General features: G+C 44.2%; 13 protein-coding genes. 10 read left to right on the plus strand and 3 right to left on the minus strand.

Features of this window, described 5'->3' with window-relative positions; genetic code table 11:
• The first annotated feature begins 21 nt into the window (after window positions 1-21).
• From hrpB to F0249_RS03780, 10 genes are all read left to right on the plus strand, one after another.
• Window positions 22-2,487, plus strand: a complete 2,466-nt coding sequence (gene hrpB / locus F0249_RS03735; RefSeq protein WP_171755923.1) for an ATP-dependent helicase HrpB — start codon at window positions 22-24, stop codon at window positions 2,485-2,487.
• A 5-nt stretch (window positions 2,488-2,492) separates the two neighbouring features.
• On the plus strand, window positions 2,493-4,931 hold the full coding sequence (gene mrcB / locus F0249_RS03740; protein ID WP_253825275.1) for a penicillin-binding protein 1B: 2,439 nt from the start codon (window positions 2,493-2,495) through the stop codon (window positions 4,929-4,931).
• Window positions 4,932-5,096: 165 nt separating this feature from the next.
• The gene (locus tag F0249_RS03745) at window positions 5,097-7,394 is read left to right on the plus strand and encodes a patatin-like phospholipase family protein (protein WP_171755924.1); all 2,298 of its coding nucleotides are present in this window, start codon (window positions 5,097-5,099) and stop codon (window positions 7,392-7,394) included.
• A gap of 275 nt (window positions 7,395-7,669) precedes the next feature.
• Window positions 7,670-10,258 carry a bifunctional aconitate hydratase 2/2-methylisocitrate dehydratase gene (acnB, locus tag F0249_RS03750; protein WP_171755925.1) on the plus strand — a complete coding sequence of 863 codons (2,589 nt, stop codon included), beginning with the start codon at window positions 7,670-7,672 and terminating at the stop codon, window positions 10,256-10,258.
• Between the two features lie 267 nt (window positions 10,259-10,525).
• Entirely contained in the window at window positions 10,526-10,900 is a 375-nt protein-coding gene (locus tag F0249_RS03755) for a YacL family protein (protein WP_113799235.1), read from the plus strand.
• A 199-nt stretch (window positions 10,901-11,099) separates the two neighbouring features.
• The gene (locus F0249_RS03760) at window positions 11,100-11,438 is read left to right on the plus strand and encodes a P-II family nitrogen regulator (protein ID WP_017054142.1); all 339 of its coding nucleotides are present in this window, start codon (window positions 11,100-11,102) and stop codon (window positions 11,436-11,438) included.
• A 26-nt stretch (window positions 11,439-11,464) separates the two neighbouring features.
• The gene (locus tag F0249_RS03765) at window positions 11,465-12,694 is read left to right on the plus strand and encodes an ammonium transporter (RefSeq protein ID WP_171755926.1); all 1,230 of its coding nucleotides are present in this window, start codon (window positions 11,465-11,467) and stop codon (window positions 12,692-12,694) included.
• Between the two features lie 152 nt (window positions 12,695-12,846).
• On the plus strand, window positions 12,847-13,860 hold the full coding sequence (locus F0249_RS03770) for a Fe(3+) ABC transporter substrate-binding protein (RefSeq protein ID WP_136995561.1): 1,014 nt from the start codon (window positions 12,847-12,849) through the stop codon (window positions 13,858-13,860).
• A 96-nt stretch (window positions 13,861-13,956) separates the two neighbouring features.
• Complete coding sequence (locus F0249_RS03775; RefSeq protein ID WP_017054139.1) at window positions 13,957-15,582, plus strand: iron ABC transporter permease; 1,626 nt, start codon at window positions 13,957-13,959, stop codon at window positions 15,580-15,582.
• Window positions 15,582-16,610: an ABC transporter ATP-binding protein gene (locus tag F0249_RS03780; protein WP_113799227.1), complete on the plus strand. Its 1,029-nt coding sequence runs from the start codon at window positions 15,582-15,584 to the stop codon at window positions 16,608-16,610. Before F0249_RS03775 ends, F0249_RS03780 begins: the two co-directional genes overlap by 1 nt.
• A gap of 207 nt (window positions 16,611-16,817) precedes the next feature.
• On the opposite strand, the gene F0249_RS03785 is transcribed toward F0249_RS03780, so the two are convergent.
• The 3 genes from F0249_RS03785 to F0249_RS03795 form a co-directional block, all read right to left on the minus strand.
• Window positions 16,818-18,230, minus strand: coding sequence for a phosphoglucomutase/phosphomannomutase family protein (locus F0249_RS03785; RefSeq protein ID WP_171756015.1), 1,413 nt, complete (start codon window positions 18,228-18,230; stop codon window positions 16,818-16,820).
• A gap of 73 nt (window positions 18,231-18,303) precedes the next feature.
• A complete protein-coding gene (locus F0249_RS03790) occupies window positions 18,304-20,709 on the minus strand; it encodes a N,N'-diacetylchitobiose phosphorylase (RefSeq protein WP_171755927.1) in 2,406 nt (801 codons plus the stop codon).
• A gap of 89 nt (window positions 20,710-20,798) precedes the next feature.
• Window positions 20,799-22,736 carry a beta-N-acetylhexosaminidase gene (locus F0249_RS03795; RefSeq protein ID WP_171755928.1) on the minus strand — a complete coding sequence of 646 codons (1,938 nt, stop codon included), beginning with the start codon at window positions 22,734-22,736 and terminating at the stop codon, window positions 20,799-20,801.
• Window position 22,737 lies beyond the last annotated feature (1 nt).

Here is a 22,737-nt window from a genome sequence, read left to right on the forward strand (position 1 = left end):
TTAAATCATAAGGGTTGACCATTGTCACAACTGCCTATTGAAGCTGTGATGCCCGAGTTACTTGCCGGCGTCCAAAGTCATCATCAACTGATCTTAAAAGCGGCTCCCGGTGCAGGAAAGTCGACACATTTCCCTCTCCAATTGCTTAACACTGGCGGGCTTGCCGGTAAGATTATCATGCTGGAACCAAGGCGTTTAGCGGCTCGTAATATTGCTCAGTATTTATCAAAGCAGTTAGGTGAAACGGTTGGGCAGTCGGTGGGCTATCGAGTTCGTGGTGAAAGCAAAGTGAGCTCACAGACAAAGCTAGAGATTGTAACCGAAGGCATTATGACCCGAATGATCCAGAGCGATCCGGAATTGTCGGGTGTGAGTTTGCTGATTTTTGATGAGTTCCATGAACGCAGCATACATGCAGATACCGCACTGGCATTAAGTTTAGAGATCCAAGAGGCTTTGCGAGATGATCTGAAAATTGTGGTGATGTCTGCAACGTTAGATCAGCAGGCTTTGCAATCTTTGCTGCCCGAAGCTTGTTATGTGGAATCTCAGGGGCGCTCTTTTCCTGTGGAGTATCGCTACTCTGCGCTTGGGGTGAATGAGTATCTTGTGCCTGCAATGGCGAAAAGAATTGAGCATTTGATGACGACAGAGGAGGGCTCCTTACTCGCTTTTCTTCCCGGAGTCGGTGCGATCAAACAGCTAGAAGTGTCGCTAACCAGTTTGCTTCCAGATGTTGATATTTGTCCTCTGTATGGCCAATTGAATTTCAGCCAACAGCAACGTGCGATTGCAGCAAGTGAAAATGGCCGCCGTAAAGTGGTGCTTGCGACCAATATTGCGGAAACTTCTCTTACCATTGAAGGTATCCGTCTTGTCGTCGATTCTGGTTTAGAGCGAGTGGCCAAGTTTGATCTCAAAACGGGGATCACCAAATTAGAGCAAGTTAAAATCGCTCAATCTTCCGCAGAGCAACGAGCAGGGCGTGCGGGGCGGTTAGAAGAGGGGATTTGCTTGCGCCTGTACAGTGAAACCCAATTGGCTCAGCAACCTTATGTTCCAGAGCCTGAAATATTACACGCGGATCTCTCTTCACTCGTTCTAGAGCTCGCGCAGTGGGGAACTGTGAATGTAGATGAGTTATCGTGGTTAGATAAGCCACCCGCAACCGCTCTAAAACAGGCGACCACACTGCTCTCTTCGTTAAACATATTAGGGGAGAATGGTCAGTTAACCACATTTGGTAAGCGCGCTCATGAGCTAGGGTTAGATCCTCGAATTGCCAGTATGTTGGTGCATGTGAGCCAGCATCAAAGTGATATGTTGCACTGCGCGATTTTAGTGGCTGCGTTATTAGAGGAACCTGAACGTAATGTGGCAAACTTGCAGCATTCCCTTCATCGTTTTAAGCAATCCAACCACTCAAAAATGAAGGTTATCACTCAGCGTGTGAGTGTTTTAGCTAGAAAGCTTAATGTGAGTTTTGATGTGAAAAAAGTCGATGAACGGCAAGTTGGCATCATTTTAAGCTTAGCCTTTCCTGATCGTATAGGTCAGCGACGCTCCGCACAATCAGGCCGTTTTATATTATCCAATGGGCATGGTGGTGCGATGGATGAGTCTCAGTCGCTAGCGGATGTGGATTATCTTATCGCGATTGATCTGATGCGCTCAGCTCAAGAGGCGAGTCAGATTTTTCTTGCGGCAGAAGTCGACATCATTGCCCTTGAAGCGCATTTCCCATTTTTGTTTGTGTCTCACGAAGTTGTAGATTGGGATGAAAAACGTGGTCGCTTAATGGCTGAACAACGAACGACTTTAGGAAAGTTAGTCGTTCGACGCAAAGAGATGAGTCAGCCCGATCAAAGTAAAATGAGCGAAGCTCTGCTCAATTATGTCCGCAGAAAAGGGTTGGAGTGTTTGAACTGGGATGAAAACAGCATCGCGTTATTAAAACGTATTCGTTGTGCTATTGAGTGGCTACCAGAACAGGATTGGCCCGCGATGGATGATGAGAGTTTATTATCCGATCTTGAATTATGGCTAGCGCCTTACATGAGCGCTATTACGTCGATCAAACAGCTGAATAAGATGTCGTTAGTGCCCGCATTATTAGCACGCTTAGGCTGGCCTTTGAATCAATCGATAGATGAGTGGCTGCCGACTCATTATCAAATGCCAACGGGAAATCGAAAAGTAATTCGTTACCAAACGGGAAATGAACCCATCATTTCAGTGCGAATTCAGGAAGTTTTTGGTGAGCATGATTCACCAATGATTGCTCAAGGCAGAAAAAAAATCGTACTAGAGTTACTATCGCCTGCACAAAGGCCATTGCAAGTGACACAAGATCTCGCAGGGTTTTGGAGTGGAAGCTACAAAGAGGTTCAAAAAGAGATGAAGGGGCGCTACCCGAAGCATCCTTGGCCTGATGATCCGGCAAACCATGTGGCAACGACTAAAACCAAACGACAGTTGAATAAATAATGTTAATGAACTCTCTAAAAAAGTCAGCAGTAGATAAGCCGTTGGTCAATAAGCGCTCAGCAGAAAAAAAAGAGACCACGAAAAAGAAACCAGCTGGTGGAAAAAAAGCCACGACGACAAAAAAAGCGGCTGTAAAACCGAAAAAACGAACCACAACCAAGCGTAAAAAGGCAGCGAAAGAGAAACGTAGCTGGTTACGAATTTTGTGGGGCGTGAGTTGGAAAAGCGGTATTGCGGTCATCGCGTTATTGATTTTTATTGGCGTGTATCTTGATTCCGTTGTGAAGCAGAGATTTGAAGGTCAGCTATTTGATTTGCCTACGGTGGTTTATGCGAGAGTGTTGAACTTGGCTCCGGGTCAAGAGGTGGCGCTTAAGCAAGTTCAAAATGAGTTGGATGTGCTCAATTATCGTAAGGTTCGTCAACCTCGTCATCCAGGTGATTACTCCTCTTCGTCCACCAAAATAGAGGTGATTCGTAGGCCATTCGAATTTACAGATGGGCCGGAGCCGGATCGTCACGTCATGTTACATTTTGATAAGACGAGCCTTACGCGCATTCAATCGTTAGAACAAGATCAGGACATGGGCTACTTGCGCATTGAGCCGAAGATGCTTGGGATGCTAGAAAAAGGCAAAGACGAACAACGACTATTCTTACACCGTGAGCAGTTCCCCGAAGTAATGGTAGACGCATTGCTCGTGACAGAAGATCGCTATTTTTATCAGCATGAAGGGGTTTCGCCTGTTGCGATTGCCCGTGCTCTGGTGGCGAATATCAAAGCGGGTCGTACGGTTCAAGGGGGAAGTACATTAACTCAACAACTTGCCAAAAACTTATTTCTATCAAGAGAAAAAACATTATGGCGAAAAGTAAGAGAAGCGTATATCGCATTGATTTTGGACTACCGTTATAGCAAAGACCGAATCTTAGAAGCGTACTTGAATGAAGTCTATTTAGGACAAAGTGGTGGCGAAGCGATTCATGGTTTTGGGCTTGCTTCGAGGCTCTATTTCGGACAACCGATTCAAGAGTTGCGTATCGATCAATTAGCTTTACTGGTTGGGATGGTGAAAGGTCCTTCCTATTACAACCCTGTCCGCTACCCAGAACGGGCGAAGAAACGTCGCGACTTAGTGCTTCGCCTTATGATGGAGCAAGATACTCTCACGGCCAGTCAGTATGAAGAAGCCGCTCGCAGGCCGCTTGATATTCAAGACAATCCACGTATTGCTAGCCGCCAGCCCGCCTATTTCCAACAATTGAAAATAGAGTTAAATGAATCTTTGGGAACACGGTTCCATTCGGATTCAGGGTTGCGTGTGTTCACGTCACTTGATCCTGTCTCTCAAGTGAAATTAGAGCAGGCAATTGGTCGAAAAGTACCTGAACTCGCTAAAAGAGCGGGCAAAGAGTTAGAGGCCGCTGCAATTGCAGTAGATCGTCATTCCGGCGAGATCCGCGCCATGGTCGGCGGAAAACGTACGGGATATGATGGCTTTAACCGAGCTTTAAATGCCAGCCGTCCAATCGGTTCACTTGTAAAACCAGCCATATACTTAACCGCGCTTGAACAGCCTGATAAGTATTCACTGGCTTCGACGTTAATGGATTCTCCTCTTAGCTTGAAAGGCAGTAAAGGGAGCGTTTGGTCCCCGCGTAACTTCGATCGTAAGTTCCGTGGGGAAGTGCCACTCTATCAAGCATTAGCAAAATCTCTGAATGTACCAACGGTAAGGTTAGGCATGCAGTTGGGGATAAAAGAGGTATCAAAAACATTAGTCAAATTGGGGGTGGATAACAGCGAAATTCGCCCCGTTCCATCGATGTTTTTAGGTTCATTTTCATTGACGCCTTACCAAGTGGCGCAGATGTACCAAACGCTGACCAATTCAGGTAAGAAAGCGCCACTTTCTGCATTGCGTTCTGTGGTTAATTTAGATGGCGATGTGTTGTATCAAACACTTCCAAGAGTATCGCAAGCGGTTGATCAGCAAGCCGCTTGGCTGACTACTTACGCGATGAAAAAAGGTGTGTCACAGGGGACGGGGCGCTTCCTTCAGAATCAATTCGCTTGGGCGGCGCTGGCTGGAAAAACAGGAACGAGTAACGACAGCCGAGACAGTTGGTTTGTTGGCGTTGATGGACGTGAAGTCACGACCATCTGGTTAGGGCGTGATGACAATAAACCAACCACACTAACGGGCTCTAGCGGTGCATTGCGTGTATACGCTGATTACCTGCAACACCGCATTCCTGAAAAACTACGGTTGCCTTGGCCGAAGGGTATCGCTACTTTAGGCTTCTCTCCGACGTCATCTGGCGGTTTAGAGCTTGATTGTGGTAGTGATTTTAAGCTGCCTGTTTGGGACAGTGAAGGTCAATTAAAACAAGGGTGTGAAAATCGACCACAACAATGGCTTAAAAAATTATTCCAGTGGTAGGTTAAGGTTTATTTGGGGAAGTTCTTCGTATTAGTGCCCTTTGGTATAAGGGCTATTTTTCATAAGAGCTATTTTTAATAAGAACTGTCTCTCATAAGAACTATTTTGCATTAAAGCTTTTTCGCATAGGTAAGTAAAAACGTACTTTTATATAAGGATTTTGGAATGGCGCGTCAGTACAATTTAGGATTCCTATTAATATTGAGCAGTTTACTGCCAGCCTCTAGTGCATGGGCATTAGACGTTTCTGAAAAGGAAGCATCGCGCCCTAAGGTTGCTGTTGTATTAGCAGGCGGTGGTGCGAAGGGAGCGGCTCATATTGGTGTATTGAAAGCACTTGAAGAGATGCAAATCCCTGTTGATTACATTGCAGGAACCAGTATGGGAGCCTATGTAGGCGGCTTGTACGCGATGGGAATGAGTGCAGATGAAATTGAAAGCTTTGTCTATACCATCAATTGGAATTCTGGATATCGAGACCGTGTGGACCGTAGCCAACGTCGTGTACGAGATAAAGAGTATGAAGATAGATATCAACTCACAACCGACATAGGATTACGTTGGGGAGAAGTTCGAGCACCAAAAGGGGTAGTGCAAGGGCAAAATATGTTACGCATTTTGAGGGAAACGACAGGTAACTTGCCGCCGTTTGACTCATTTGATGATCTTGTGATCCCTTATCGTTCTGTCTCTACCGATATCATAGAACTACAACAAGTGATCATGAAAGACGGCTATTTGGTCGATGCCATGATGTCGAGTATGTCGGTTCCTGGTGCGCTGCCTCCGTATGAAGTCAATGGACAGATGCTTGTCGATGGTGGCGTCACCAATAATATGCCTGTCGACGTTGCTCGTGCAATGGGGGCTGATATTGTTATCGCGGTTGATATTAGTACGGATTATAAAGGGGAGGATGATTTTACGACGTTTTTAACGGCTGCGGATCAGCTTTCCAATTATCTAGTTCGTCGTAGCACTCACAAGCAAGCTGAAACGCTGACTGATGATGATTTTTATATCCAACCAGATGTTGGGGATATGGAGACCACTGAATTTGATAAAATGCCGGACGCTTACCAAAAGGGTTATTTAGAAACTCTCAAAGTGAAAGATAAATTAGCGGCGTTATCGCTTTCAAATCGAAACTATCAAATCTATATCGATCAGATACAAGATCGCAGAAAGACGTTGCAATTTGGTGATGAAACCGTTGTCGATGAGATAGTGGTGAACAATGAGACTCACTACAGTGACAAGCTTCTCGCTAACCGTTTAGATTTAAAGCCAGGACGGATTCTGAAAACGGGTGAAATAGAGAAAAGTGTTCAAGATCTTTATGCATTAGACCGATTTGAATTGATCACTTACCGTTACGATCAAGTCGATGGTGTAAATCAAGTTATCTTTGATGTTGATGAGAAATCTTGGGGGCCAAATTACGTCAATTTCAGATTTTTCCTTGAGGATGATTTCGCAACTAAAAGCCAGTATTCCATCGGACTTTCCAGTAACTTTACCGATATTAACTCTCATGGTGCAGAGCTGCGAACCAACCTAGAGATGGGGACAGACAAACGAATTGAAGCCGAATTTTTTTCACCGATTCTTTCTGGGCAAAAGCTTTTTACGTCTACCAAACTGATATATAGCAATCAAAACCGAAATATCCCTTTGGACGGTTTTGATGACATGAGTTTAGAAGGTTCTCGTGATTATTTGCCTGTCACCTTTCAAGAGGTGGTTGGAGAATTTGAGCTAGGATATCAAGCCGCATTGTGGCAAGAGTTTACCATCGGTGCTCGCTATACCGATGGCTCGGCGGAATATTCGACATTACCCTCTCTTGGTGATTTCACGTTTACCCGAATTGGTGGGTTTGTCAGTTACCGATTGGACACATTAGATCACTATAGTTTACCAACAAAAGGGCTATATATTGATCTTGAATACTTGATTTCACATGATGATACCAATGGTTACGTTGACGACTCTTCAGAAGATATCACCGATACGGTTTATGAAATATCGGCTGAATTGCAAGCCGCAAGAAGCTATGAACGACATACTTTGGTCGCAAAAGCGGAATATGGTGTCGTAGAAAGTAAAAACTCACTAGTCCCGATCGATCCTCGGGAGTTAGGCGGTTTCTTAAATTTATCGGGTATCTCAAGAAATAGCCTCATCGGACAGAACAAAGCTTTTGCAAGCCTAGTGTATCGTTACCGCTGGTTTGACAATGACTTCGGTCTGTTTGAATCCCCTGTCTACTTAGGGGCGTCTATCGAAAGAGGAGGCGTTTGGACGGATAATTCACTGAAGCTAAATGAAGCTCCTATGTATAACGCCGCGTCTATTTTTGCTGGCATCGATTCACCTATTGGGCCTGTGATGTTTGCTTATGGACGCACAGAAGAGGATTTCGACTCGGTGTATCTGATCATCGGAACGCCGTCTAAATAACCATTACCAGAAGTGCAAATTTGACGACTTAATAGGCCGAAATTATAAAACTTTAGTCTTAAGTTGCTATGTTGGTCAAAATGATAAGATTTTAATTTATCGTTAAATTTGCTATTCTCCCCACCACCGTTTGGTCTCTCTGGTGTTGTACATCAATGTGATTAGAGTGATGGACAATGGCAAAGGAGAGCCAAGTTTCCAAGGATGTTCACTCCCTTTTTCTTTAATAAAAAGAGTAAATAATGAGGGAGGAACCGCAATGAGAGGAAAAAGTCGTGCTTGAAGCCTATCGTAAACACGTCGCAGAGCGTGCTGCTGAAGGAGTCGTTCCGAGACCACTAGATGCTGAGCAAGTAGCCGCATTAATTGAACTGGTTAAGAATCCGCCACAAGGTGAAGAAGCGTTCCTTCTTGACCTACTAGAAAACCGTATTCCACCGGGTGTAGATGAAGCTGCTTATGTTAAAGCTGGTTTCCTTACGGCCATCACTAAAGGTGAAGTCGTTTCTCCACTAGTAAGTAAAGCAAAAGCGGCAGAACTGCTTGGCACTATGCAAGGCGGTTACAACATCGAATCTCTAGTCTCTCTACTAGACGATGCCGAACTTGCTCCAATCGCTGTTAAAGCACTGTCCCACACTCTACTGATGTTTGACGCGTTCTACGACGTAGAAGAGAAAGCGAAAGCAGGCAATGCTTCAGCGCAGCAAGTACTCCAATCTTGGGCTGATGCTGAATGGTTTACGTCAAAAGAGAAAGTCGCAGAAAAAATCACGGTTAAAGTATTTAAAGTCACTGGTGAAACCAACACCGATGACCTATCACCTGCGCCTGATGCATGGTCACGCCCTGATATTCCAGTGCACGCAAAAGCGATGCTGAAGATGGAACGTGAAGGCATTAATCCTGACGAACAGGGTAGCGTTGGTCCTATTACTCAAATTGAAGAAATGCAAAAAGATGGCATTCCACTGGCTTATGTTGGTGATGTTGTTGGTACAGGTTCTTCACGTAAATCGGCAACGAACTCAGTACTTTGGTTTATGGGTGAAGATATCCCATTCGTACCAAACAAGCGTACTGGCGGTGTTTGTCTTGGTGGTAAAATTGCCCCAATCTTCTACAACACAATGGAAGACTCAGGCGCACTACCAATTGAACTGAACGTACAAGACATGAACATGGGTGATGTGATCGATATCTACCCGTACGAAGGTGTTGTTCACAAAAACGGTTCTGTGATTTCAAACTTCGAACTAAGCAAGGTACTTCTTGATGAAGTGCGAGCTGGTGGTCGTATTCCGCTTATCATTGGTCGTGGCTTAACGGGCCGCGCACGTGACGCTCTAGGTCTCGCTGAAACGGATTTATTTGCTAAACCAATCGACCCTTCAGCTTCTGACAAAGGCTATACGCTAGCTCAGAAAATGGTAGGTAAAGCATGTGGCGTTGAAGGTGTACGTGCTGGCCAGTACTGTGAACCTAAAATGACAACCGTAGGCTCGCAAGATACAACAGGCCCTATGACTCGTGATGAGCTTAAAGACCTTGCTTGTCTTGGCTTCTCAGCAGACCTTGTTATGCAGTCTTTCTGTCACACATCTGCATACCCGAAACCAGTCGATGTAAACACTCACCATACGCTGCCTGATTTCATCATGAACCGTGCGGGTGTTTCACTTCGTCCGGGTGATGGCGTTATTCACTCGTGGCTAAACCGCATGCTTCTTCCTGATACTGTTGGTACTGGTGGTGACTCGCATACTCGTTTCCCATTAGGTATTTCATTCCCTGCGGGCTCTGGCTTGGTCGCATTTGCTGCGGCAACAGGTGTTATGCCTCTTGATATGCCTGAATCTATCTTGGTTCGTTTTAAAGGCGAAATGCAACCGGGTATCACGCTACGTGATCTCGTACATGCGATCCCTCTTTACGGTATCAAGCAAGGTCTACTGACAGTAGAGAAAGCGGGTAAGATCAACGAATTCTCTGGTCGTGTACTCGAAATTGAAGGTGTTGAGCACTTATCTGTTGAGCAAGCATTTGAGCTTTCTGATGCATCTGCTGAGCGTTCTGCTGCAGGTTGTACGGTGAAGCTGTCTCAAGAGTCTATCGATGAGTACCTGAACTCCAACATCGTTATGCTTAAGTGGATGATTGCTGAAGGTTACGGTGATGTTCGTACGATTGAGCGTCGTATTACGGCAATGGAAGAGTGGTTAGCGAACCCTGAGTTGCTCTCTGCTGATTCAGATGCGGAATACGCTCATGTTATTGAGATTGACCTTGCTGACATCGATCAGCCAATTCTATGTGCACCAAACGATCCAGATGATGCTCGTCTTCTTTCTGACGTTCAAGGTACTGAGATTCAAGAAGTGTTCATCGGCTCTTGTATGACGAATATCGGTCACTTCCGTGCGGCAGGTAAGATGCTTGAAGAGTTCAATGGTTCTCTAAACACTCGCCTATGGGTGGCTCCGCCAACTAAGATGGATAAAGACCAACTGACAGAAGAGGGCTATTACGGCATCTTCGGTCGTGCTGGGGTGCGTATTGAAACTCCGGGTTGTTCTTTATGTATGGGTAACCAAGCACGTGTTGCTGATGCTTCTACGGTTATGTCGACGTCTACTCGTAACTTCCCGAACCGTTTGGGTACGGGGGCGAACGTTTATCTCGCTTCTGCTGAGCTTTCTGCTGTTGGTGCGATTCTAGGTCGAATTCCAACTAAAGAAGAGTACCTGGAGTACGCTGAGAAGATTAATGCGACCGCTGCGGATACATACCGTTATCTGAATTTCCATAAAATGGGTCAGTACACGGAAAAAGCAGACACTGTTATTTTCCAAGAACCAGCCTAGCTCCTCGTTATATTTGTAGCTGCAGCGTTGTTGACTGCGTACGTTCACCCTAATCACATAGAGCTTCTATGCTCATAGGGATGAACGTACTTGTCGCCTAGCTGCAACTCCAACTATTTAGAGGAACCCAAATGATAGGGCGTCTACTTCGGTAGGCGTTTTTTTATGTCTGTATGTTAGGTGATGAGTGACTCGATCTCTTGGTGACTTCACTATATACTCTCGCCTCATTTTTTACCCTGTCTGTGATTAGCGCGTGGAGCCTTTATGGAATTCGAATTTACAAGAAACACTTTAATGGGTGAGTACTACGTAAAGTGCAGCATGGGGCATGAGATTATTGGTCGTTGGTTGCAAGAAGAGATTGGAACCAATAGACAGAAGATTGATCAAGTCTGTGCGTTACTTGATGAGGCTCAACTGCGAACGTCGAAAGAACAAAAATTATTAGGGACAGAAATTAGCCTCGTCATTTGTGAAGATGAAGTAACCGTTCAAGAAAATAGTTTAGATCATGATGCTGAGTTGGAAGAGCAGCATAGCGAATATGATTATTATAACTGTGAAAGTACCGCAAGTTGTGGCCTAGAAGATTTTGAGTTATTGATTGAACGTTGGAAAGATTTTATTGGTTATGTCTAAGATAAATTAAGTTTTGCACTGCTTTGGAGCTATAGCGGATTGCGCATTATATTTGGGAAAGAGCTGCACCGAACTGGTGCGGCTCTTTTTTTATATATCGATGAAAATGCACCTAATTGTTATTTATCAATGAGTTATTGATTTGGCATGCAACTTGATTATTAGAAAGTGTCAAAAGAATAATTTTCGAGGGAACGATATGAAATTGATTAATGCGATAGTGAAACCATTCAAGTTAGATGATGTGCGTGAAGCGTTGGCGGAGGCTGGAATCGAAGGAATGACGGTTTCTGAAGTAAAAGGCTTTGGTCGTCAAAAGGGTCATACAGAGCTTTATCGTGGCGCTGAATATCAAGTGGACTTTTTGCCAAAGGTTAAATTAGAAATCGCCACTCAAGCTGAGAATGTGGATCGAGTGGTTGAAGCGATTACCAAGGCTGCTCATACAGGAAAAATCGGTGATGGTAAGATTTTTGTGTATGACCTAAGCCAAGCCGTGCGAATTCGTACTGGTGAAATGGATGCTGAAGCACTTTAAAGAAAGACAAGGATTGGAGACTTAATATGGAACTTACAACAACAGTAACGGAACTACGTTACGCACTAGACACTTTTTTCTTCCTCATTTCAGGTGCGTTAGTCATGTGGATGGCAGCAGGCTTCGCGATGTTAGAAGCTGGCCTAGTTCGTTCAAAGAACACCACAGAAATTTTAACTAAGAACATTTGTTTGTACGCGATTGCTTGTACCACTTTCTTAGTCGTTGGTTACAACATTATGTATGTAGATAACGGTGAAGGCGGCTGGTTACCCTCCTTTGGTACTCTAATTGGCACGCAAGGCGAAGGCGCAGACCACTCTCTAGAGTCTGATTTCTTCTTCCAGGTTGTATTCGTGGCAACCGCTATGTCTGTGGTATCGGGTGCCGTTGCTGAACGTATGAAGCTTTGGTCATTCCTCATCTTCTCTGTGGTACTGACAGCGTTTATCTACCCAATGGAAGGTTACTGGACTTGGGGTGGTGGTTTCTTATCTGAGGCTGGTTTCAGTGACTTCGCAGGTTCAGGTATCGTACACATGGCTGGTGCTGCTGCGGCGTTAGCGGGCGTTTTACTACTGGGTGCTCGTAAAGGTAAATATGGTAAGAACGGTGAAATTTACCCGATTCCTGGTTCAAACATGCCACTTGCAACGTTAGGTACCTTTATTCTTTGGTTCGGTTGGTTCGGTTTTAATGGCGGCTCTCAATTGATGGTTTCAGATTTCGAGAACGCGACAGCTGTGGGGCAAATCTTCTTAAACACGAACGCAGCAGCGGCTGCTGGCGCGATTGCAGCACTACTAGTATGTAAAACCACTTGGGGTAAAGCAGACTTAACAATGGTATTGAATGGTGCGTTAGCAGGTCTAGTGGCAATCACAGCAGATCCTCTTTCACCGTCGCCACTCTATGCGGTTGCGATTGGTGTTGGCGCGGGTGCATTAGTAGTATTTAGTATTATCGCTCTTGATAAAGTGAAAGTTGATGATCCGGTTGGCGCGATTTCAGTGCATGGCGTATGTGGTTTCTTTGGCTTGATGGTAGTTCCGTTTAGCAATGCTGATGCGTCATTCGGTACTCAGTTGTTAGGTGCTGCAGTTATCTTTGCATGGGTATTTGGTGCGAGTTTAGCAGTATGGGCCGTGTTGAAAGCCACAATGGGAATTCGTGTGACAGAAGACGAAGAGCAAGAAGGAATGGATATGCACGATTGTGGAGTAGGGGCTTATCCTGAGTTTGTGACTGTGAAATAGAGATCACAATTTCAGCTATTGTTTCGTAGTTAATAACAAACCTGTCATTAGTTGGCAGGTTTTTTTGTCACAGATCATTGTATTCTAAATAAAGATGAATATAATAACGCGACTGATAAACGTTATCATTACGAAACTCAAGGAACTCGATGATGAAAAAACTGCTAACTCTTTCAGCGCTCGCTTGTAGCGTATTAACATCAACTGCAATGGCTGCTGAAGAAGTAAACGTCTACTCTTACCGTCAACCTTTCTTAGTTGAGCCTATGTTTAAAGAATTCACTAAAGAAACGGGCATCAAGGTAAATGTGAAGTTTGCTAAAAAGGGCCTAGCAGAAAAGTTAGCTCAAGAAGGTGAATACAGCCCAGCGGACGTTGTATTAACTACGGATATCAGCCGTCTTGCTGAATTGACGAACAAGAACCTTGTTCAAGCAGTAGAAAGCAAAATTATCGAAGCGAACGTTCCTGCGCAATATCAAGATAAAGAAAATGAATGGTTTGCTCTGACACTGCGTACACGTAATGTTTACTCATCACGTGACCGTGTTGGTAAATTAGGTCAAGAATTTAACTACTCAGATCTAGTTAATCCTGAATTCAAAGGCAAGATTTGTACACGTAGTGGTAAGCACCCATACAATGTCTCTTTAGTTTCATCAATGATTGCTCATAAAGGTGAAGCTGAAACAAAAGCATGGCTTGAGGGTGTGAAAGCAAACTTAGCTCGTAAGCCTCAAGGAAACGACCGCGCACAAGTAAAAGCGATTAAAGAAGGTCTATGTGACGTTTCTTTAGGTAATAGCTACTACCTAGGTAAGATGGTTAACGATAAAGATCAAAAAGCATGGGCAGACTCAGTTTATATTAACTTCCCAGGTCAAGCTGCTCAAGGCACACACGTTAATATCAGCGGTATGGCTCTTGCTAAATTTGCACCAAACAAAGACAACGCAGTTAAGCTAATGGAATTCCTAACGGGTGATGTAGCTCAGCAGATGTATGCAGAAGTGAACTATGAGTACCCTGTAAAAGTGGGCGTTAAGCGTTCTGAACTTGTAGCTTCATGGGGTGATTTCAATGCCGATAAGCTATCTTTAGATGATATCGCATCACACCATGCAGACGCGATTAAACTTCTAGATGAAGTGAAATTTGACCTTTAATTGAAACTAAGGGTATAACAGTACCCTTATTTTTAAAGGAGTATGAGATGTATTTGCCATGGTAAATATGTCTCATAGCCTTGATGTAATTAGGCAATGAAAGAAAAAAACTCTTTATGGAAAACCAGTAGTGGGAGCCTTGCTCTATTACTGGTTTTGCCGATCTTAGCGATCTTCTATACCGCTGTTGGTGAAACTGACGATGTGTTTTCTCATCTGATGTCCACAGTGATGCCCACCTATACTTATAATACCGTCATGCTCGTTGTGGGGGTGATGTTCCTTTCTCTCATTTTTGGTATTCCAAGTGCTTGGATCATGGCGATGTGCCGTATCCCAAGCGAAAAATGGTTGCAGTGGGCACTTGTACTGCCGCTGGCGATGCCGGGTTATATTATTGGCTATATCTTTACGGATTGGTTTGATTTTGCCGGTCCAATACAAGTCTGGTTGCGGGACATTACAGGTTGGGGTCCCGGAGAGTACTGGTTCCCTGATATTCGAACATTGGCTGGGGCAACAGTTGTCCTTTCGTTAGTGTTATATCCTTACGTCTACCTACTATGCCGTGCCGCTTTTATGGAGCAAAGCATCTCTTTGTTGCAGTCAGCAAGGTTGCTTAAATGCTCTCCTTGGGAAAGCTTTCGTCGAATTTCATTACCTCTCGTTCGCCCATCTATAGCTGTTGCCCTTTCGTTAGTCGCAATGGAAACCTTAGGGGATTTTGGTACGGTGAGTTATTTTGCGGTCAGCACGCTCACGACAGCGGTATATGATACTTGGCTTGGGTATTCAAATTTAACTGCTGCGGCTAAAATTTCTGCCTTAATGCTAGTGATCGTCATCATTCTATTAAGTGCTGAGCGGTATAGCCGTCGTAAGCAAAAACTGTTTCAGAATCAATTTAGCAGCCATGATGACTTTCGTTATGAATTACAAGGTTGGAAGAAGTGGCTAGCCCTAGTATGGTGCTGGGGATTAGTTGGCGTTGCTTTCATTTTTCCACTGATGCAACTGATCATTTATGCGTACAAATATTTTGCTCAAAGCTGGACGCCGGAGTTTCGTGAATACGCGATAAACAGTTTGCAAGTTTCTCTTTCAGCTGCGTTTTTTGGTGTGTTAGTCGCATTGGTTGTGAATTTTTACCATCGCCTAAGTCCAAACCGTATTAGTCTCGGATTTATGCGTTTCTCTTCTCTGGGCTATGCTGTCCCTGGAACAGTGCTGGCGATAGGGGTTATGGTAACCGTGTTGGTGATGGATCACTCAATCAATGATTTCGCTAAATACATGGAGTGGGGACGACCTGGGCTTATTTTTTCTGGTTCAATGTTCGCTTTGATTTTTGCTCTTGTTGTGCGCTTTTCAGCGGTGGCAATCGGCAGTATTGAAAGTAGCCTAAATAAAGTATCCCCCTCACTTGATATGGCATCAAGAACAATGGGATGTAACGCCAACCAAATGTTACGTCGGGTGCATTTCCCACTGATCAAGCGTGGAGCATTGATTGCGGGTTTATTAGTGTTTATTGAATCAATGAAAGAGCTTAATGCTGCTCTGTTATTGCGTCCTTTTAACTTTGAAACGTTGGCCACCTATGTGTACAACTACGCATCAGACGAGCACTTAGAGCTTGCTGCTTTGCCTGCGGTATTATTGGTCTTAGTGGGGTTAATTCCTCTTGTTATTGTTAACCGTTCTTTGGAGAAAACTCACTAATGAGCTGTGCATTATCGATTCAAAACTTAACCTGTAAATATGACTCTCAAACAATATTAGAGTCGTTATCTTTGGATGTTGAGCATGGTGAAATTGTTTGTCTTTTAGGGGCGAGTGGCTGTGGCAAAACGACCTTACTAAAAGCGATTGCAGGCTTGCTTCCACTAAGTAGTGGCGTGATGAGTTTAAACTGTTTGACGATTGATGACGGTGAAAACTGGCTGCCTCCGGAGCAGCGTAATATCGGTATGATCTTTCAAGACTATGCGCTTTTCCCTCATTTGACGGTGGCTGATAATATTGCGTTTGGCTTGCGAGATCTCTCATCTGAGTCTCGACGCGAAAAGATCGAAGAGATGTTGAGTTTAGTTCACCTCGACGGTTACGGTGATCGATACCCACATCAGTTGTCTGGTGGACAGCAACAGCGTGTGGCGATTGCTCGTTCGTTAGCTTACAAACCCGATCTATTGTTGCTTGATGAACCGTTTTCCAATATTGATACTCAAGTCCGTCATGAGCTAATTAGTCAGATCCGTAAGATTTTTAAAAAGCAGGGTGTCACCGCAATTTTTGTGACTCACTCTAGAGAGGAAGCGTTCGCTTTTGCTGATAAAATGGCGGTGATGAATCATGGTGTCATTGAACAGTACGGCACGGCTTCGGAGTTGTACTATCAACCTTCAAGTAAGTTTGTGGCAGATTTTCTTGGTGGCGGAAGCTATGTGTCTGCAACACGAATCTCTTTGACCGAGTTTCAAACGGCACTGGGTGTCGTCGAAGCTCAAATCAAAACAGAGGTCGCAATTAATGCTGAATGTGAGTTGTTACTTCGCCCGCAACATATCCAAATTACAGCGACGGAAGAGAGTTCTGTCTTTGTGTTAGAACAGCACTTCATGGGGGATCATTGCCGTTATGTTATTGAAGCAAATGGTAATCGGTTACTCGCAAGTTCAACTGAGGCATTAGTGATAGGGCAAGCGGTCTCTGTGCATGTGGATATGAATGGCGTGTTAGCTTTTTAGCTAAAAGGCTAGTTCTTCAAATGCGATTGCTTTAAATATAATGAGTTTGAATATAATGGCTCCAACATGATTAGTTCAAACGTGATTAGCCAAATACTATTAGCCGAAATGTTATTGCCTAGATAGAAAAAGGCCCAGCGCATTCACGCTGGGCAAGTGCTCTTCACCTATAGGGAGCTCATTGAGCAGGTGTACAAGTGAGAACTCCTACAAAGCGAGGAAGTCTTTTACTTGTTGAAGAACACGTTCTGCAGTGTCTTTATCTGCCATTTCAGAAAAAATTCTTAGCAGTGGTTCTGTTCCAGAGAAGCGAGCAATGACCCAACCTCCGTTTTTAAAGTAAACTTTTGCGCCATCTTCATAGCTCACTTTTTCTATTTCGAACTCAAAATCTGGCAGCTTTTTCTCAATATAAATCTTGTCATACAGCACCTCTTTTTGAGCGGGTTTGAACGTACAGTCGCCCTCGGCGGTGTAGGCGTAACCGTACTTGCTGTAGATCTCATCAAGCAGTTCCGATAATTTTTTCCCGGTAGAGCTGATCATTTCGACAAGCAAGCTTGATGCAAAGACGCCATCTTTGCCTTTAATGTGACCTCGAATCGTTAAACCACCAGAACTCTCGCCACCAAGAAGTGAGTCATCGGCTTCCATTTGTGAACTGATGTGCTTAAAGCCCACTGGAACCTCAAAGCATTTTTCATCATGATCTGCGGCAATTTTATCAAGTAAGTGAGTTGTGGCGATATTTCTGACCACAGACCCTTTCCATCCTTTGTACTCAAGCAAGTAGTAATACAGCAGCATCAGGACTTCATTAGGATGAATAAAGTTACCTTTTTCATCAATGATACCTAAACGGTCTGCATCACCATCGGTACCGATTCCAATGTCGTAACCTTCCGCTGCCACTAGGTGCTTTAAACGATAAAGGGTTGAGGCATTAGGAGAAGGCATCAAGCCTCCAAAGTCAGGGTTTTTGCCATCGTTAATCACATCGACATCACAGCGGCCATTGATCAGAACGGTTTGTAATGCATTTTTCGCAACTCCAAACATTGGGTCAATCAATACTCTAAGGTTCGCTTTTTTGATTGATTCGATATCGATAAAGTCGATGATTGAGTCAACAAATTCATTCATCGGGTTGATGATTTCAATGGATTTATCGTTGATAGCTTGTTCAAAATCGACGGATTTTACATCACTCAATTCTAAATTAGCTATCTGGTCTTCAATTTTTTGAGTAATAATTTCGTCAGCATCGCGCCCACCTTCAATGAAGATTTTTATACCGTTGTAATCGGCAGGATTATGTGAAGCCGTAATACAAGCTGAGTAGGCACAGCCCATCTCTTTCGCTTTAAACATTACGATTGGCGTTGGGACAAATCGATTAATGAAGCTGACTTTAATGCCATTTGCGGCGAGTACCTCAGCAAACCAACTTGCGGCTTTATCCGATAAAAATCGACGGTCATAGCCGATAATAAACCCTTTATCTGCCACTTGTTCATTTAACATGATATTGGCAACAGATTGAGCAACAAGACGAACATTGTCTTTCGTAAACTCTTCACCAATAAAGGCGCGCCAGCCACCTGTACCAAACTTGATCATAGTAGACATCCTATCTCTCTCACGCTCTAACGAGCAAAAATTAAAAGTAGGGGGATGATTCTCCCCCTAAAAATTAGCCTAGTATTACGACAACGTGGTTAACGCTCCCTTGTGGCTGTGCTGGAATTGCACCTTCGACCACCTCGCCATTTAGCGTGATGGTTTTTACGCCTTTGCTCACTGAGTCTGGATTTTGTACTTCGATGTTATAAACCGCATCGCGCCATTCACGGCGAACTTCAAAACCAGGCCATGCATTTGGCACACACGGGTCAATCACAAGGCCATCAAAACCAAGGCGAACACCAAGCATAAAGTTGGTCACGGCGAAGTAAGCCCAACCTGAAGTTCCGGTTAGCCATGGGTGGTTTGCTCGCCCATGGTCTTGGTGATCACGTCCCATGATGAACTGTACGTATGAGTATGGTTCAGCGTAGCGAGTTTCAATCATGTCGTTTTGATTGTATGGGTTTAGAGCGTCATAGAACTTCATCGCTTGATCTCCGCGACCAAGCTTGGCTTCAGCAACCCATGCCCACGGGTTAGGGTGGGAGAAAATCGCGCCGTTCTCTTTTACACCTTGATAAACACGGGTAACAAAACCAATATCATCGTTGGGGGTGGAGAATGAAGGTGAGTTAAGGTGCAGGCCATATTCTGAGTAGAGGTGTTCATCGACAGAGTTCATTGCGATTTCACCGCGCTCTTGTGATACGGCACCAGACAGTACTGCCAGAGTGTTCGACTCTAGATGGATACGGCCTTCGGTCTGCTGTGCGGTACCAATTTTGTCGCCATCTTTGGTTAGACCGCGTATATACCAACCCCCTTCATCATCCCATAAGTGGGTTTCACAAGCTTGGCGTACGCCCTCTGCCATTGTGGTGTATGCATCTACATCGTCATTACGGCCAAGATATTTTGCTAGGTCGATAAATTCTTGTAGTGCCCAGTAGTGAAGGAAAGAGACCATCGATGACTCACCGCCACCTAGGTTCAGACAGTCATTCCAGTCGGCACGCAAACCTTTACAGATACCTGTATTACCGACGTATTGTGCCGAGAAGTCTAGCGCCGCTTTCATATGATCATAGACTGTTGCGATGCCACTATCAGCGTATGGGATCTCTTCATCAAAGAAATTCTCTTCGCCTGTTTCCATCACGTATTTACAGATAGTTGGAACGATCCATAGGTGATCATCAGAACAGGTATCGTCAATACCATGGATCTTATCTTCATCACTTGGCGTTGGGACAACTGTTGGTGATTTCGATGGCTCCACGTCAGCTTTCTCAGGATCAAACCAATCAGGATCAAATAGGTGTAAACCGTAACCCGCTTTTACTTGGCCTCTTAATAGATCAACTAAACGCTTACGTGTCATGCTTGGGTTTGAGTGGGGAACAGAGATTGCGTCTTGAGCCGTGTCACGATAACCAAGGCCAGTACGTCCTCCAACCTCGATAAAAGAGGCAAAGCGCGACCAAACAACACAGGTTTCCGCTTGATAAAGCGTCCATGTGTTGATCATGGTATCCAAGCCTTCATTTGGTGATTTCACTTGGAATTTATTACAACGTTGCTCCCAGTGATCTTTAATGCCAGCAAATGCCGCATCGATATTGGTTGGATCTTGATACTTTTTACGAAGTTTTGCGCCATTCCCTTTGCCTAAACCTAGAATGTAAGCAAAGCGAACCTCTTCTCCGGGTTGAATTACGAACTGTTTATGCAGTGAACCACAGTGGTTGTAACAAGTTTGTGCGCTGTTTGAGCACTTACCTTGTTCAACTGCAATGGGGTTCGCTTCATCACGGTAAGCTCCTAAGAAGTTATCACGCTGGCCATCGTAGCTATCTGGAGAGAATGTAGAGGCTAAATAGTAGAAGCCTTCAAAATCATTGGTGTTGTAGTAAAGATCGTATTCAATCACTCCATCTTTATATTCAGTACCAGCCGAGTAAAGTGACATCTGGTGATTTTGATTGTCTGATTGAATGTGGCTAAATGAGAACTCCACAAATGAAAATGCACTGATGGTACGCGGCTTATCGCTGGTATTTTTTAAGACCACATCCCAAACTTCCGCATCTTCACCTTTTGGTACAAATAGTGTTTTAGTTGCTTGAATACCGTTGTAATCACATTTGAACTTTGAATATGACAAACCATGACGAACTTCATAACTTGCTTCATCTAAGCTTTTTGCAACGGGTTGCCATGAAATTGACCAGTAATCGCCAGTTTCATCATCGCGGAGGTAAACATAGTGTCCTGGACGATCAAATGATGCGTTTGGACGAAACTTAGTGACGCGATTGTGTTCAGGGGAGTTATAGAACGAATACCCCCCAGCATTGTGTGAAATAACGGTACAAAATTTCTCGGTCCCTAAATAATTTGTCCAAGGTGCAGGTACGTCAGGTCGTGTAATGACGTATTCACGATTTTCATTATCGAAATAGCCGTATTTCATGGTCTTTTCCTTTTTAACAAGCTGCAATGGATAATGGGCAGCTAAAAATTCACAATTAGTATCGTTCTAGAATCTTTTTCTAGACGTCGTTAGTTTTTCCAAGGGGAGCGGAAGTTCACACCTTGCTTTGAGAGCAAAGGCAAATGTCCTTTTAATCGAGAGAGATAACAGTGCCAATCTCGGTTTGGTTTTTCTGTCCAGCACGCTTCTGCCATTGCCGTTAAACGGGGGAAAACCATGTAGTCCATGCGAGACTGATTATTGATGATTTCAGACCATAAAGCGCATTGGATACCTAAAATCCGTTTCCTTATCGGGTCCGACTCTGGAATCTCAGCGAGAGGCTCATAGTGGTAAGCTTGAAGGAGTGGGATCACGCAGGCCCAATCCACACCTGGTTCTTCTGGCGCATAGTCTTGTGTCATGTCGAGATAGGTGTATTGCGCGGGTTGCAATACGACATCAAAGCCTTGTCTCGCGCAATTTACTGCCGCTTCTTCACTCAACCATGAGTAGATAACCGTGTCTTTACTGACTTTGTTGCCATGCTGAGCTTCTTCCCATCCGACCATGCGTTTGCCTAAAGCTTTGAGTTTTTTCTCGGCATAGCGGAAGAGATGCCCTTGTAACTCTTTGGTATCTTGATAGCCATGCTCTTGCATTAAGTCTTGGCATTTTTGACTCTGAGTCCAAACGCCATTAGGTACTTCATCGGCTCCCATATGAATGAAAGTCGCTGGGAATAATTGCGCTACTTCTTCAATAACGGCATCTAAAAATTGATATGTACCTTCAAGTGCAGGGTTAAGCACATTGTCTGAATAGTGCTGAATGCTGCGATAAGCGGTGGTGTCGTCTGTATCGACTAATAATTCAGGTAATGATTTAATCGCCGCGCGACAGTGACCGGGAATATCAATTTCTGGAATGACAGTGATTCCGCGCATCTCAGCATAGGCGATGACATCTTTGATCTCTTGTTGCGTGTAGAACCCACCATACCGAGTTGCTAGGTTTGTATATTGCGGTTCGATTCTTTCATTTACTCCGCGCCATGCTCCAATCTCAGTTAATTGTGGGAATGCTTTAATTTCGATTCGCCATCCTTCGTCATCCGTTAGGTGCCAATGGAAGGTGTTGAATTTGTAATGAGCAAGGTGGTTGATTAAGCGTTTTACTTGATCAACTGGATGAAAATGTCGCGCGCAGTCGAGCATCATGCCACGGTAACGAAAGCGTGGTGAGTCAGATATTTTGCAGTAAGGTACAGAGAGCCCTTGGCCGTCGCTATCACGAGTTATGAGTTGTAATAGTGTTGCGCAAGCATGTGTGAATCCAAGCGGAGTGCCTGACTCTAATCGAATGCCTTGACGATCAACATTCAGTACGTACTGACCTTCGTCTAAAGTCGGATTACTTCTAAATAAAACATCGCCTTTACCAATCGCTTTGAAGTGATACTCGAACAAGTGCTCTAGCTCTTCTTGTAACCAAGTTGCAGCATGATCGGCATGCGATGCTTTTAGGGTTATCTGGCTATCACTTGAGAGTCGGTAATATCCATCAAAAAAGTTGGATTTATTGGGCTGTGGGATCAGCGCGACTTTGTTGGCTTCTACTTCAGGAATATCTTCCCGTTCCCGATAAGGTGAAGCGAGAACGATAGGGGTGATCACTACAGGAAGCAGCTCTTTATTCTCAGTGTTGTGGCTATTTGAACGATTGATTTGAATAAAAGCGTCATTGAACCCATCAGTCAGAAAGCGGAATGGGGCGGTTTGTACACTAAATTCACAATAGAAATGATGGTTAGCTTTGAGAGTCGCGACATCGGGCGTGACTGAACAGTAACAACCGATTTGCTCTAGTACACCTTGCGACAAACTATCAACTTGAATAAATCGGTCAAAAGCAAAATGCAGAGACCAATCTGTTAGATCTTGATCGCTTAAATTGTGTAGTGTTAATCCAAATCGGCAGTTCTGTTTCTGTTCTGAAAGAACCGCTAAATCAATACGATAATCCATA

Source organism: Vibrio sp. 03-59-1 (assembly GCF_013114135.1).
Lineage (GTDB): Bacteria > Pseudomonadota > Gammaproteobacteria > Enterobacterales > Vibrionaceae > Vibrio > Vibrio cortegadensis.